12 protein-coding genes and 1 pseudogene are annotated in these 13,772 nt (G+C 63.0%); 8 read left to right on the plus strand and 5 right to left on the minus strand.

Annotated elements, in window-relative coordinates; translation table 11 throughout:
• Positions 1-170 precede the first annotated feature (170 nt).
• The 3 genes from ACETK3_RS13375 to ACETK3_RS13385 all read right to left on the minus strand — a co-directional run bounded on the left by ACETK3_RS13375 (position 171) and on the right by ACETK3_RS13385 (position 2,734).
• Positions 171-1,274: an alkaline phosphatase family protein gene (locus ACETK3_RS13375; protein WP_373993042.1), complete on the minus strand. Its 1,104-nt coding sequence runs from the start codon at positions 1,272-1,274 to the stop codon at positions 171-173.
• Positions 1,275-1,462: 188 nt separating this feature from the next.
• Positions 1,463-2,167, minus strand: a complete 705-nt coding sequence (locus ACETK3_RS13380) for a DedA family protein (RefSeq protein WP_373993043.1) — start codon at positions 2,165-2,167, stop codon at positions 1,463-1,465.
• An 81-nt stretch (positions 2,168-2,248) separates the two neighbouring features.
• Positions 2,249-2,734, minus strand: coding sequence for a Chromate resistance protein ChrB (locus tag ACETK3_RS13385; protein ID WP_373993044.1), 486 nt, complete (start codon positions 2,732-2,734; stop codon positions 2,249-2,251).
• A 530-nt stretch (positions 2,735-3,264) separates the two neighbouring features.
• Here ACETK3_RS13385 and ACETK3_RS13390 point away from each other — a divergent pair.
• The 5 genes from ACETK3_RS13390 (at position 3,265) to ACETK3_RS13410 (ending at position 9,122) form a co-directional block, all read left to right on the plus strand.
• On the plus strand, positions 3,265-3,564 hold the full coding sequence (locus ACETK3_RS13390; RefSeq protein WP_011689558.1) for a hypothetical protein: 300 nt from the start codon (positions 3,265-3,267) through the stop codon (positions 3,562-3,564).
• A complete protein-coding gene (locus ACETK3_RS13395) occupies positions 3,561-4,055 on the plus strand; it encodes a hypothetical protein (RefSeq protein ID WP_373993045.1) in 495 nt (164 codons plus the stop codon). The genes ACETK3_RS13390 and ACETK3_RS13395 overlap by 4 nt, the downstream gene beginning before the upstream one ends.
• A 490-nt stretch (positions 4,056-4,545) precedes the next feature.
• A complete protein-coding gene (locus ACETK3_RS13400) occupies positions 4,546-5,670 on the plus strand; it encodes a ParB/RepB/Spo0J family partition protein (protein ID WP_237429504.1) in 1,125 nt (374 codons plus the stop codon).
• A complete protein-coding gene (locus tag ACETK3_RS13405; RefSeq protein ID WP_236822077.1) occupies positions 5,555-6,727 on the plus strand; it encodes a tyrosine-type recombinase/integrase in 1,173 nt (390 codons plus the stop codon). Before ACETK3_RS13400 ends, ACETK3_RS13405 begins: the two co-directional genes overlap by 116 nt.
• Positions 6,728-6,884: 157 nt before the next feature.
• Complete coding sequence (locus tag ACETK3_RS13410) at positions 6,885-9,122, plus strand: site-specific integrase (protein ID WP_237429505.1); 2,238 nt, start codon at positions 6,885-6,887, stop codon at positions 9,120-9,122.
• A 366-nt stretch (positions 9,123-9,488) separates the two neighbouring features.
• Here the strand turns inward: ACETK3_RS13410 and ACETK3_RS13415 are convergent, their stop codons facing one another.
• Positions 9,489-9,893, minus strand: a complete 405-nt coding sequence (locus tag ACETK3_RS13415; RefSeq protein ID WP_237429506.1) for a VOC family protein — start codon at positions 9,891-9,893, stop codon at positions 9,489-9,491.
• Positions 9,894-9,971: 78 nt separating this feature from the next.
• On the opposite strand from ACETK3_RS13415, the pseudogene ACETK3_RS13420 reads away from it, so the two are divergent.
• Positions 9,972-10,385: pseudogene (locus tag ACETK3_RS13420) on the plus strand (chromosome partitioning protein ParB); the annotation flags it as partial.
• Positions 10,386-10,798: 413 nt separating this feature from the next.
• On the opposite strand, the gene ACETK3_RS13425 reads toward ACETK3_RS13420, so the two are convergent.
• Positions 10,799-11,107 (minus strand): hypothetical protein, encoded by a 309-nt coding sequence (locus ACETK3_RS13425; RefSeq protein ID WP_237429507.1) that lies wholly within the window; start codon positions 11,105-11,107, stop codon positions 10,799-10,801.
• A gap of 693 nt (positions 11,108-11,800) precedes the next feature.
• On the opposite strand from ACETK3_RS13425, the gene mobC reads away from it, so the two are divergent.
• Together mobC and ACETK3_RS13435 are read left to right on the plus strand one after the other, a co-directional pair.
• On the plus strand, positions 11,801-12,205 hold the full coding sequence (gene mobC / locus ACETK3_RS13430; protein ID WP_237429508.1) for a plasmid mobilization relaxosome protein MobC: 405 nt from the start codon (positions 11,801-11,803) through the stop codon (positions 12,203-12,205).
• Complete coding sequence (locus tag ACETK3_RS13435) at positions 12,205-13,764, plus strand: relaxase/mobilization nuclease domain-containing protein (RefSeq protein WP_237429509.1); 1,560 nt, start codon at positions 12,205-12,207, stop codon at positions 13,762-13,764. The genes mobC and ACETK3_RS13435 overlap by 1 nt, the downstream gene beginning before the upstream one ends.
• Positions 13,765-13,772: the final 8 nt, after the last annotated feature.

Raw genomic sequence — 13,772 nt, forward strand, 5'->3', positions numbered from 1 at the left:
CGGTTTCCCAGTGGTGTCCGCAGTCTTCACGGCATCCAGTGTCACCGGCATATCCAGCTCATTCCTGCCAAGCAGACCGCCTGGCGTGTCGAGCCGGATACACCGTTAATTCCACAGTCCCGCCGCAAACGAAGGACCCCCTTCACCTCCCCTTTGCGGAGCGGCGTTTCTTAGGGACCGGAACGGTAAACGTCGGTCCCGAAAGTGTTGACCCCCGGTACGCCGGCGCCCGCGGGACGGGGCAGGGCGAAGATGTCTTCCAGGGTGGCCAGCAGGCTGTAGTGGTTGTAGGGGCGGTCCGAGCTGCTGCCCGGGGCGGTGAATGGGGAGAGCACCAGGGCGCCGACCTTTCCTCCGGTCGTGCCGCCGGTGACGCCCGTCGAGGGGCCGACGGCCCCGCCGTCGGCCTCGTCAAAGGTGATCACGAGCATGCCGTCCTGCTGGTAGGCGGGGGAGGCCAGGATCGCCGGCACCTGGCTCTTCAACCATTCATCCGCCGTACCGAGGCCGCCGGCGGTCCCGTCCACGCAGGGACTGTCGTGCCCGTCGTGGCAGAGGTTAGGGGTGATGTAGGAGAGGTTGGCCGTAGTGTTGACCGACTGCAGGTCCTTTGCGAGCTTGGAGTAGTTGACGCCGTTTTTGGCGCAGTCCGGGGTGGAGGTCAGGGAACGGAAATAAACGAACGGGTTGTGGCGGGTGCCGTACTGGTCACCGGGGGAGGCCGCCACATGTTCGTCGACGGCACCGAGCTCCGGGTGCTGGCAGGGTGCGGACATGTCTTCCATGTAGCCGCGCCAGGCTTTCGCCTTGGCGCTCAGTTGCCCGGCGATGGTGGGCACCTCGGCAGGGAACACACACCCGTCGCCCATCAGCCGTCCCTGTGAATCAACACCCGTGCCGGTAAACGGCGTGTAGACGGGGCAGTCCTTTTTGGTGCTCACGTTAGGCGGCTGCCCGGAGATCTGGGCCAGATAATTGGGCAGCGAGTTGTGCGAGATGCCGTAATAGTTGGTCAGCAGCACGCCCTGGGAGCGCAGAGTTCCGGAGAGGTACGGGGCCGGGGAACCGCTGCCCCACACCCGGTCATAACCCTTGTTCTCCAGATTGATCACGAACACGTGGCCCGGCGTGCCGGACCGTTGTCCCTGCACCGGCCCACCCTGCGACTGGCAGGCCGCCGCCGTGACGAGGAGGGCGCCCATCGCCATCAGCGTGGCGGTCTGGGATCGCCGCGGGAGCGTGCTCTTCCATAGCGAACGAGTTCGGGCTGTCACGCTGAGCTCCTGTCCTCAGAATTTTCCTTGACGGATACCCCTGCGGCGACGCCGCAAAGTTCCCGGCCCCTGCGACTGAGCCTGCCAGAAATGAGCCTTTGGGATGCTCTGATCTTCCTGCGGGCAACCTGTGAAGGAGCAGCCGCCGGAAAGAGCTTCGGCCGGTCCACGGCGCCTGCGTCCCTTGTTCAGGATCTTTCGTGCTCCCGTCCCTGAGCGGCGGCGGTACGTCGTCGGCTCTTGAGCAGTTCCACTGCGATGGGGACGAAAGAGATTACAACGATGACAACGAAAATCAGGTCAATGTTCGAACCGATCCACTCGTAGCGTCCCAGCCAGAACCCGAGTAACGTCACCCCTACGCCCCACAAGGCAGCCCCGATGGCATTAAAGGCGAAGAAGGAACGGTAACTCATCCCGGCGACGCCGGCCGTGACCGGAAGGAACGTCCGCACCACCGGAACAAAGCGGGCCAGAACAACGGACCGGCGTCCGTACTTCTCGAAAAAGCGGTGCGCCTGGTCCACGTATCTGCGTTTGAAAAACCGGGAATCCTCTTTCCGAAATACCGCGGGCCCCGCTTTGCGGCCGATCAGATACCCGGCCTGGTCGCCTACGAAAGCGGCCACGAACGCGGCGGCCGCCAGAAACAGAATATTCACCTGAATAGTGCCGGTGGCCACCAGCAATCCCGCCGTGAACAGAAGCGAATCCCCCGGCAGGAAGAACCCGACCAGAAGACCGGTCTCGACGAACAGGAACACACACACGACCCCGACGACCCATGGAGCCAAGGCAGGATCACGCAGGAACTCGTTCGGATCAAGCCACGGCGGGAGCAGCCCGGCAACGGGTCGGGACAACACACCGGCAGGCAGCGCCAAAGAAACCATGGCCCTCACCGTAGGGCAACCATGCTGAGCAGACGCTGAGAACAGCTGCCCGGTGCAATCCGCAACGACCGGGCCCGTTCCTCAAACCCGGCACTCACACGCCGCCGGTAAATTCCCTGCCCGGGCCACAGCCGCTTCAGCTGACGCGACGACCTCAAGCCCGATCACGTCCAGGCGCGCCAAGCGGCGGACGTCCCGTTGAAGGGCATGTAGATCCGTCGACAGCCCACCCCGCCCGCACCCGGTCGCGGCGGCGGCAGCAAGACCTGTGCACCTGCCGGTGATAGCCTCTGCCTCGGCCGTGAGCCGTTCGGAAAGTTTCACCTCGAATACCTCATGACTGGCGCCATTGTCCGTCGTGGTGGCCATGACAACGATGTCACCGCCGCCGGCCAGGGCATGCCTTACGGCGGCATCCACGGCCGGACGATGCATCACGGTATCCGGGATAGCCCAGACACCCCCGGAAACGGCGACACCTCCGCCGTCAGCGAGAGCGGCGTAAACGCGGCGCCGATACCGGGGTGCAGCGCCACGGAGCCTGACTATCAGCACTAACCACGTCATGGACCCCAGCTTATCGGGCGCCGTTGGCCACACCCGGCCGCTCCGAATCCAGTGTGCGCACGGACTGCCCGGAACAATAGGTGTCCGCCACCCTTATCCGCGCCGTACAACCTGCCCCGGCGGCCAAAGAGACTCCGAAGCAGGGGCATTCCGACGGGAGAGCCCTACATGCATCGCAGCCCGCGCGGACATCACAGGCCCTCGGTACTTCAGCGGCAGCACAGCAGGAAGAAAAAGCCTCCGCCGCGGTCGCCGGAAGACTGCGGCCCCGGTAAGTGTGCGCCCGGTCCGTAGCTCCTAATGGCCGACCAGCCGCCCGCACAGCGTCGAAGGACTGGTGCGTCCGACCCCGGTGAAGCCGCCGAAACAGCGCCCCGAATTGACGCCGTCTTTTGGTGGACCATACAGGAAGCTCGGTTATGCTGGCGCAGATCGTGCAACTGCCGTCCGGCTGACCAGCACGTGCTTTCCATCCCGGCCGGTACCGATGGTTAGTCAGAATGTGATCAGATCTAGGAGATTGGGTACACATGACCACCGCCAACCCTGCACCCGGGGGACCTTTGTCCACGGCGCCGGATAGCCCCGCTGTCCGGGTCGTGGTCGTAGAAAATCCGCATTGTCTCCAGGAGGACCTGGCCGTCGCCGTGAAGCAGGTCCGGGACACCGCAGAGTCGGGGGACAGACGAGGAATCCTAATGACCCGCCTCGGCCAGTCGCTGTTCACGGTGGAGGCCAGCCCCGACGTACCGTACGGAACCACCCTCGAGAGGGACCTCTGGAGGCGCCGCGCCGTCCCGGGCTCTGATCAAGCAGCACCGGTCCTGTGATACCCGACCCGGACCAGGTCCAGGGAAGTCTGTGGAGAACGGACCCGATAACGCTGCGGGAAATCGTCCTGGACAGGGAGGCGCTGTGGGCCCGCCTCGACTCCTGCCCTGCCCTTGAACGGGTGTGGATCTTATCGCTTCTCGGCCAGCCAGAGGAAGCCATACGCGCCGGCCACGCACTGGCGGCAACAGCCCGGGACCGGCTCCTACCCCTGTTGGTGCTCGCCCGCGCCTACCAGCGCCAATACACCTGGCATGAGGCGGCCCGGATCCACGAAGAAGCACTACAACTGGCCGGGACCCGCGTCCGCGAGGCCATGATCCGATACCAGATCGGCAGGCGACTGTTCGACGAAGCCCGCTACCGCGAGGCAGCTGCCGAATTCGAATGGGCACGCGACCTCTACCGAACCTCGAACGAACCCGGGCAAATGGTTCGCACGTGCCAAGACGCCCTCGACAGAGCCCGCGAGCTGCTAACCGGGCTCTAAGCCCGGCCGAACGCAAACCGGGACGACGCCGGACCATGCCAGGGCTGTCTGTTCAATGACCACTACCCGGCGCTGGTCTGCTGGAGCCCACCGATCACCAACCGGCCACAGCCGGCCCACTTCGGCCCCTGTAGGGGCCCTTACAGCTATCCGAGTACCCACAGCGTTCCAATTCTGGCCGCAGGAACGAGAGACCACCGAACCCGGGAACCATGAAGCCCGAAGCGTGGTGGTGAGGGCGGCGTGCATCAGGCAAAGCACGAAGAAAGCGCTTCCCACGACCGGACCGAAATTCCCTCTACGGGGGAGAGGGGAAGCTGAACGGTCACCACGAGCCGCCCCACTCACCGGCAAAACAACTTGGTCCGCGCCCGCACCCTTTTCGAGCCGCTTGACAGACATAGAAGCGTCGGGGGGAGAGGGGACGCTGGCCGGTCACCTTGAGCCGCCCCACCCACCACCCTTTCGGCAAAAAAGGAGCAACACCCACATGAACGCAACACCCACGCTTGAAATGCTCGACCCGGCCACGCTGACCGTCGACGTTAACGTCCGGAAGGACGCCGCCCTGACACCCGATTTCATTGCCAGCATCAAAGAACATGGCGTGATGGAACCGGTGATCGCCCACCGCAAGGACGACGGCACCGTGCACGTGCTGATGGGCCAGCGCCGCACCCGCGCCGCCGTGGAAGCGCAGCGGACCCTGATCCCGGTGATGATCATCGACAGCCCCGAGGAAGCCGAACGTATCGTGACTCAGGTGGTGGAAAACATCCAGCGCGCTGAACTGACCGAAGCGGACGAAGCCGACGCCTACCACCAACTGTCCCTGATCGGCGTCTCGGCCGCCGCGATCGCCAAGAAGACCGGGCGCACCAAGACAACGGTGGAGTCCGCATTGAAGGCCAAGTCCTCCGACGCGGGAGCCGCCGCCCTGCGCAAAGGATGGACCATCGAAGAGGCGCTAATCATGGCTGAGTTTGAGTCAGATGAAGAGGCCACGGAGGAGCTCGAGTCGGTGATCATGGACGAACCTGACCAGCTTCTGCACGTCGCGCAGCGGCTGCGCGACCGGCGCGAAAGCGCCGCCGCCCTCGCCGCGCTGATCGCCGATCTGGAAGCCCAGGGAACGACCATCGTGGAGGATGCCGGACACTACGCCGACGACGACAACCTCTACGTCACCGCCGCCAAACGGGAGGACGGGGAACCGGCCACCGAGGACGACGCCAACGCCGTTCTGATCACCACGGACTACCGGGGCCAGCACCGGACCCACGACGTGATCGCGGGGTGGAAGGAGACGGGCTTCGCCCCGAAGTACGAACGCTACGACGGCGGCCGCCCAGCCCAGAAAGGCCCTATGACCGAGGAGCAAAAGGCCGAGCGCAAAACCCTGATTGAGAACAACAAGGCGATGCTGTCCGTCCTGTTAACTGAACTTCATCGTAGAGTCTGGATCAGGGTTCTCCGGAGAGGCGGTCCTCGTGGACGAAGTGCGGCTCAAACTGCTCGAGGGACAGATTGGTCTGCTGGCGATAGGCGCGGTAGCCCCAAGAACGGAGGGCCTCTTGCCCTACGTCGTCATCGACGACAAGGGGCAAGAGATTGAGGACTTCTCACTGTTCCTCCGTGATCTCGTTCTGAGCGATATGAGCCCTTTGACCGTCCGCTCTTACGGCAACGACTTGCTCAGGTGGTGGCGCATTCTTGGTCTGCTCGGCAGTGGATGGGAGCAGGCCACCCGTGCGGAGGTCGAGGTCCTCGTGGGGTGGATGCGGTCCGCGGTGAATCCCCAGCGGCGGGGGACCGGTAACCGAGGCAGGAATTCGCGCACAGGTAAGCGTCCCTTGGTCGGGGGCTATGCACCGGCAACGATCAATCACGCCCTTTCGGTGATTTCGTCGTTTTACTCCTACCACGCACGCTTCGGTCGTGGACCATTGATAAACCCGGTTCCTGAGGCTGCCGGGCGGAGACGCATGGTTCATCGAGGCCGGACCGAAACAGCACCACGAGTAAATCGGGCTCCTTTGCGGCAGAAGAAGTCCGAATGGCTACCCCGTTCCATCCCGGATGACCTTTTCGACGATTTGATGGAGGCTCTGCGGACCAGCCGTGATCGTGCCCTGGTAAGTATGTATGTGTCCTCCGGGGCTCGCGCGAGTGAGCTGCTCGGCGTCCACGGCGATCAGATCGACTGGTCTGGGCAACGCGTATGGGTCGTATCGAAAGGATCCCGTGTCCTGGAACCGGTGCCTGTCTCACCGGAGTCCCTGCAGTATCTGACCATGTACTTCCATGAGCACGGAGTTCCCGGGCCAGATGAATTGATTTGGCGGGCGCTCCACGGCAAACCGCGGCCTTTGACGTATCACGCTGCCCGGCGAATGCTGCAACGGGTGAATGCCGTGCTGGGCACAGATTGGTCACTGCATGACTTCAGACACACGACCATCAACCGCATGGTCTCAGACCCGAATCTGACCTTGCCCGAAATCATGGCCGTAAGCCGACACCGACAAGTCTCCTCGATGGCTCCCTATCTACGGCCTCGGGTCGATGAGGTCTTCCAAAAAGTACAAGAGCACATGGCATCCCCTCGGCCCCAACCAACGCTGACCCCGGGCTACGACCCCGACGACTTCTCAGTGGTGTTCGGTGCCTGAGGCCCTTAAACGACCACAACAGCGGCCGATAAACGCAGCTGTTCCTGGCAGAACCCGGAACCAAACCGTCATCATCGCTGCTCCGGCGGCGCGACCGGAGATTCCGCCATGGCCGCGCGGTGACTTGGACACGGCAAGCCCCGAGAGCATCATCGCCTTGACCGACACGATATGGCCCCGCAAGCAGCCACGTGAATCACTGCGCCATCACGGGCTGAAATGGCTGCTGTCTTATCTCGTGAGGCATGCCGGAAGGACCTGGCAGGAGAAATGGATCTCCTCCGGGTTCAATGATGGTCACCGCAAAATACGTGAGCTGACCACGGGAGACTTTCGTTTGGACGGCGAGCTGGGGCATTCGCTGATGTTGCTGTGCTGTCTGCGGGTCATCCGTCCATCGCTGGCAGCGTTCAAGATCAACTCGTTCTACCGCTACCACGAGCATTTTGAGCAAGCGCAAAACGACCCGGATCTGGACCGCTTCCTGGCCCTCGTTGAACAACAGGACACATCAAATCACTTTAAACGATGCGCGCGGATGGATGTGGCATCAGCGTTAACGACCCAAGGAATCCGGTTCGCTGATCTGAGCGCGGAAGCGTTGCTGCACTACGCCATCGCCACGCGCGAAGGCGGATGGGGCCGTGGCTACGAAACGCACGTCGGTTACCTTGCCTGGCGCGTCATGTCAGAATCCGGGCACTTTCCCGCCCAGGTCCCGCCAACTCTCCGCGGGGCTATGCGTCCCCCCGCTCAGACGCCAGCTGAGCTGGTCGACAAACACAACATCACCAACCCCGACATCCGCGACGTATTCATTGCCTACCTGACCCGGCGCAGCCACGACATCGACTTCGCCACCTTGCGGGACCTGGCAGAAGACATTTGCGGGAAGTTTTGGACGGGCCTTCAACAGATCAACCCCGGCCAGCCGAATTTTGTCATCTCGCAAGAGCACTACGAAAGCTGGCGGGCCGTGGTTGCCCTCCGCCGCGATGGAAAACCACGCCTTCAGCTCGAAGCCGTCATGACGAATATCAGGGCCTTCTATCTTGACTTGCAGGGCTGGGCGGCCGAAGAACCAGAACGCTGGGCCCGATGGGTAGCGCCTTGCCCGATCGCTGGCAGAGAGACCCGGACGCTGGGCAAAGCGGCCCGCCGTGCAAAAGAACGCATGGACGCAAGAATCCGCCTCTTACAGCCAGTACTCCCGGCATTCATCGCCGCTGCCACAGAACGCAAAGACCACTTCCATGAACTTCTGAAAGTGGCCAGCGAAACCCCCAAAGACGAGATCATCACCGTCGGAGGGAAGCAGTATCAACGGCTCTTTACCGAAGGAGACGCCCGGCACCGCCGCTTCCATGGAATAGCCAATGTCCGCGTGCTTGATCTGTCCGCCAACCGCAAGATCAACGTGACGTTCACCGAGGATGCCGTGTTTTGGCAGTGGGCGGCTGTTGAGACCTTGAGGCATACCGGCCTTCGGTGCGACGAACTGCTGGAATTGTCGCAGCTGAGCCTTCGTCAATACATCCGACCCAACGGCGAAATCGTCGCACTCCTGGTCGTCGCTCCCTCAAAAAATGATCGGGAACGAGTCATCCCCATGAGCCCTGACCTTTTCCACGTCATCGCCACAATCATCCGGCGCCTGACCAGAAACAGGGAAGGCGTGCCACTGGCGACTCGATTCAACCCATCGGAAAGAGTCACCAGCGAGCCCCTGCCGTTCCTCTTCCAGCGCACCATCGGACAACGCACCGAAGTGATCAACGCCGGAACGCTCCGAGATGAACTGGCCAAACTCAGCGACGCCGTCGCCATCGACCATCCCGAGCTGGGCGGTTGCCGCTTCACACCGCACGACTTCCGCCGCCTTCTAGCTACGGACCTGGTCAATAACGGCCTGCCCATCCACATCGGCGCCGCACTTCTGGGACACCTCGATATCCAAACAACCCATGGTTACGTCACCGTCTTCCGTGAAGACGTCATCCGGCACTACCAAAAACACCTCAACGAGCGCCGCGCCGCCCGTCCAGCACGCGAATACAAATCTCCCACCGAGACCGAATGGGCTGAATTCGAAGAACACTTCGACAAACGCAAAGTCGAGCTCGGCAATTGCGCCCGGCCCTACGCCACCCCCTGCAAACACGAACACGCCTGTATCCGCTGCCCCATGCTCGAAGTGGACCCTGGCATGATCGCCCGGCTCGACGAAATCAATACCGATCTCATAGCCCGACGCGAACTCGCCCAAACTAAGGGCTGGTTGGGCGAACTTGAGGGCATCGACCTCACCCTTCAATTCCTCGAAGAAAAACGCGCCGACGCACAAAGATCAGCCAATCGCGGTCCGACTAATCTGGGCATGCCTGCCATACGGTGATTACGCAGCTGCGATTCAGGACCTGGCGGGCTACATCTGTCACATTGGGGGAAATATGAAGTTGGTCATTCTGGTAATTACCGCCTGGGTTTCGACAGGCCTAATCGCCCTGCTCGGAGTCAGTGCCGGCGCCACCATATGGTTCTACATGGAACCCGTAGTCGATTCCGTGCCGGACCCGGCGAGCTACTTTGTTGCCGTTAGTGCCGGGTTCCTGGCACTGATCCTGAGTTTTTCAGTCAGTGTCGGGATCAGTGTTCATGCAGCTCGTTTTGCGGGGCCGGCCGACAGCCCGCAAGCTGACAAGAGTGCCGACCTTTTTCTAAGCCGGCACACGAGTGGGCGCTTCCCCATGGGGCGTCGTTCCTACGAGTCGGCGACGAGTTCCAGCTCGAAGCCATCGGAGTTTACGAGGTAGGCAGCGTAATGGTCCGGACCGCCCGCATTTGGATACTTATCCACGAACAGCGGGCTCCAGCCGTGATGTCCGCTCTCGCCAGCCAAAGCATCAACACTTTCTCGGCTCCCGGCCTTGAACGCCAAGTGGTTCAGACCTGGCGTCGTGCGCTGATATTCTCGGCTGCTCAGGTCGGGTGATTCTTCAACAACTATGTAGGTGGGACCAAGCCTCCAGCTGATTCCGCTGCCCCAGTTCTGATAGTTCTCGTATCCCAAGCTGGACAGGATCCAACCCCATTCATTCTTAGCCCGGTTCAGGTTCGGTACCCACAACTCAATGTGGTGCAGGACGCCTTTGAAGTCATCGTTCACCTCGCGAGTCTTTCACGAGTCCAGATCCCATCCCGCTTCAGGTCCGCCTCTGACGTCTCACTTGCAAAGTGCAGAGAAGCGCAGGTGGTACGCCGTGAATTCGTGACCGGCCTGCTGGCGAAGAAGCAGCCACCCAAGGGCTGGCAGCACTTCACCGTCCACGCGATCACGCACCACCCCGAAACGGCCAGCGGCTACGACGGCGAGGTAGCCGCTGGCATGGTCGGGGCAAAGGTTGACGAGGCCAAGACCTGGGCGTGGAACCCGCTCCGTACGCACGTGGCGAAATCCACGGCACGGCCCGAGTCTTCGCTGATCGCGCTGGTCTGCGCGGGGTATGAGAAGACCATCGCGAAGGACTCGTGGCGGTCCCCATCCCAGACCCACAGGGACTACCTGAACCAACTGGTTCTTTGGGGGTACAAGCCCTCAACTGTTGAAGGGCTGATCATCGACAGCGGCATGCCAGAGGAAGAAACCCAAGCGGCCTAAACCCACCCTTGCCGGGCGGAACACCACCGCCCGGCAAGGCCAGTGCCGATCACCACGGCAGGGCCGGGAACCTCGCAAACGTCGGGCGGTCCGCCGCCCGGGACGAACCACGGCAGCCACTCACCAGCGGCGGACCGCCATTAGGCGCGGCTGGCAGAAGCCCACCAGGGGTGCCGCGCATACCAACATGACGGGTACCTGGCGTCGTCCGGGTCGCGGTGTCTAAAGGCCGCCGCCAACGCACGGGGTACCTAACCAATGCACCCTTCACTGATGCGGTAGTGTGAACCACAGATTTCCTTTTGCCGAAGGACAAAAAAGGACCGGAATGTTCCGGTCCTTTTTTGTGTGCAGCGACTTTTTAGGGGTGTCAGCGCGGCGGCTTGGGTTTCACGACAGCGTGGGTTTTAGGGTCACTCTTCGCTGAAGGATGTGCCGGATTCCTGGGCGGCATCCTGTTCGGATCCGGTGGAGCGCTTGGCTGTCCGTCGGCGCTTGACCGCGGATGGTTCGAGGCCAAGTTTCTTCAGTTCGTCGGCGCTCCATCCGTCCCGGGTGGCTTGTACGTAGGCGCGCTTGTCATCGCGTTCGGCGGCAACAAGCTGGTCCCGCAACTCGGTGATTCTCTGGCGGCTCTTTACCAGGGCAGTGACGGATTCAATGCGGGAGTCCAGCAGCGCGCGGGCTTGGTTTCGTGTCTGTTCAATGTCGAGGGTAGCCATGGATCCAGCCTAACGATCATCCCGATGCCGGCTCCGCCGGACGCGCCCATCCTGGCATGACATGTTGACGTTCACCGGAGGCTCCTCCATCAGAAGGTCAGCGTTACGCGGATCGTTGAACCAATCCCGCAGATAGTCGTCAGAGTAGCTGACGGTTCGTGCTGTGAACTGGAAGTATTCGGGGCCGATGCCGCGCCGCCGCCACTGCCGCAGCTGCGTCGGGGAGACTCCGTATTGCCTGGCCACTGTGGTAGGTGAGATGAGAGCCAAAACTGTACCTTTCGCTTGCCCTATGCCGCGTTCCTTTCGGCACGCTTACCGAAACTTGGCCGGTGAAGGAATTGGCCAGTTGGAGCGGCCGGACCGTGGAATACCGGAGCGGAGCGAGGATATGCCGCGAAAGCCGGCTGCGCAGACTTGCCAAGGAAGGACCGGGCAGTAGCCTCACCCAGCCGAAACGGAACGACGCAGTCGTTTCAACGAGTCAGACGCGAAGCGTCCTGCAGGGCAGTACCCAGGAACCACCCCAAGCGCCAAATGCGGGCGCAGGTGATTTTCCGGAGCAAGCTATGTGGTTATGTGCCATAACCAGCGTGTTGCTCCACGGCCTGGGGCCGGTGATGGGGCCACACTCGTGAGTGTGGCCCGGAGATTCCCGGGGCGCTGCGCTGGGCATTGGGGGAGGGGAGCGGGTTGTCTGAAGAGCCGACACCAGAGCGCAAGTCCGCCCGCGTGTTCGGTCGCCGCCGCCGGGCGAACATTGACGGTGCGACGCAGTACGTGCGGGTGTCGATGTCGGAGTTCGAACGCGCGCAGTTGAAGGTCTTGGAGGGACGGACCGGGCGCAGCGCGTCGGAGATTCTGGTCAGTGCTGCCCTGTACGCGGAGAACTCCGAGTCCCTGGCGGAGCGGCGGGCGATGGCCGTTGAATTCATTGCGGCCCGCCGCTACCTTGCTGCCCTGTCGAACAACGTTAACCAGCTCGCCCGACACGCGAACGCCATGGACGAATTCCCGGAAGCTGCCCGCACAGTCCTGTCGCGGGTGCGTGCGGTCGCTGACCGGCTCAATACGATGCTGGATGCGATGGTGCGCTGATGATTCCCAACATCACCAAAGGCACCCGCATGCACGGGCTCATCGCCTACCTTGCCGGCCCGGGACGGGCGAACGAACACGCCGACCCGCACCTCGTCGCGGGCTCACCGTCGATCATGGCCTGGCACAACGACGACGAACTGAACGCCGACGCCGCCCAGACCATTGCCAAAGAGCTGGACCGGGCCCGAAGCGTCTTGGGCGTCGAGGTTCCCGGAGGCCATGTCTGGCATTGCTCGCTGTCGCTGCGCGCCGAGGAAGGCGACCTGACCGACCAGAAGTGGGCTGACATTGCGCAGGACTTCATGGACGAAATGGGATTCACCGAAGCCAGCGGACGCGCGCCGGCGCAGTGGGTGGCGATCCGCCACGGCCACAGCAAAGCCGGGAACGACCACATCCACATCGCCGCGTCCATGGTCCGCGAAGACGGCACGAAGTGGAGCAGCTGGCGCGACTTCCCCCGCGCCCAACAAGCCGCCCGGGCGCTTGAGAAAAAGTATGGCCTGGAAGAACTTTCACCCACGCATTCCACCCGTGGCCTCCGGCCGGGTGAACGTGAAGCATCCGAAAGGCGGGGAGCCCCGGAACCGGAACGCCGGTCCCTGGAACGCAAGGTTCGTGCCTGTGCGACTTCGGCCCAGGATGAGGCCGAATTCATTCGCCGCCTTCGCCGAACCGGTGCACTCGTTCGGCCGAGGTACGCGTCCGGACGCGATGACGTCGTGGTTGGCTACAGCGTGGCCGAACGTCCCCCGAAGGGCGGCCGGCCGGTGTGGTTCGGCGGCGGTCACCTTGCCAAAGACCTTGCCCTGCCCAAGCTCCGCGCCGAGTGGCCCGACAGCCCGCAAGGCGCCGCCGATGCTGTCGCTGAATGGCAGGCAGCTGCCCGTGGACGCCGGCCGGTCACGACGGGCCGGGAAGCCCACGAACCGGACCCGCAGATGTGGGAGCGGTACAGCGACGAAGTTGCACGACTCCGGGAAACACTGCGCTCCGTCCCGCTGGACGATCACGCGACCTGGGCGCACGTTGCACGTGAGACTTCCGGCGCCTTCGCCGCCTGGTCCACGGCGACCGAGGCAACGCCCGGCCCCCTCGCTGCAGCAGCCGACGAGCTGTCCAAGACGGCACAGCTACGGCGCTACCCAGTCCGGCCCATCCGCAGCGTAGGACCATCTGCCCGGGGAGCATCCCTCATGCTCATGGCAGCGTCGATGGGCGGCAACGGAACCGCCGCCCAGGCAATCATGCTGCGGCAGCTGCTCAACGTCGCCAAGGCCGTCCACGACATGCACAAGGCATCAGACGACCTGCGCCGAGCACGCCAAATCAGCCACATGGTCAAGCACCACCTGAGCCAAGTCGCAGCATCACTGCCCAGTATCCCTGCGACCACGCCCACAGCGGATAGCGAAGCGGCCGCAGCCGTACGGACCAGTGCAGCCGGGCAGGTTTCGGGCCGGTCCACGGGTTCGGTGCTGCCGCCGACGTACGTGCAGGCACGCACTCCCGCGAACACCCGAAGCGGGTCGACCGGTCCGGACATCGAGAGATAACACAACGA

The organism is Arthrobacter sp. E44 (genome assembly GCF_041877125.1).
In the GTDB taxonomy this organism is placed as follows: domain Bacteria; phylum Actinomycetota; class Actinomycetes; order Actinomycetales; family Micrococcaceae; genus Arthrobacter.

Excerpts from the sequence above, each read along its gene's own strand:
- ACETK3_RS13380 (WP_373993043.1), bottom strand. The coding sequence starts at position 2,167 with ATGGTTTCTTTGGCGCTGCCTGCCGGTGTGTTGTCCCGACCCGTTGCC.
- ACETK3_RS13385 (WP_373993044.1), bottom strand. The coding sequence starts at position 2,734 with ATGACGTGGTTAGTGCTGATAGTCAGGCTCCGTGGCGCTGCACCCCGG.
- ACETK3_RS13390 (WP_011689558.1), top strand. The coding sequence starts at position 3,265 with ATGACCACCGCCAACCCTGCACCCGGGGGACCTTTGTCCACGGCGCCG.
- ACETK3_RS13400 (WP_237429504.1), top strand. The coding sequence starts at position 4,546 with ATGAACGCAACACCCACGCTTGAAATGCTCGACCCGGCCACGCTGACC.
- ACETK3_RS13425 (WP_237429507.1), bottom strand. The coding sequence starts at position 11,107 with ATGGCTACCCTCGACATTGAACAGACACGAAACCAAGCCCGCGCGCTG.
- ACETK3_RS13435 (WP_237429509.1), top strand. The coding sequence starts at position 12,205 with ATGATTCCCAACATCACCAAAGGCACCCGCATGCACGGGCTCATCGCC.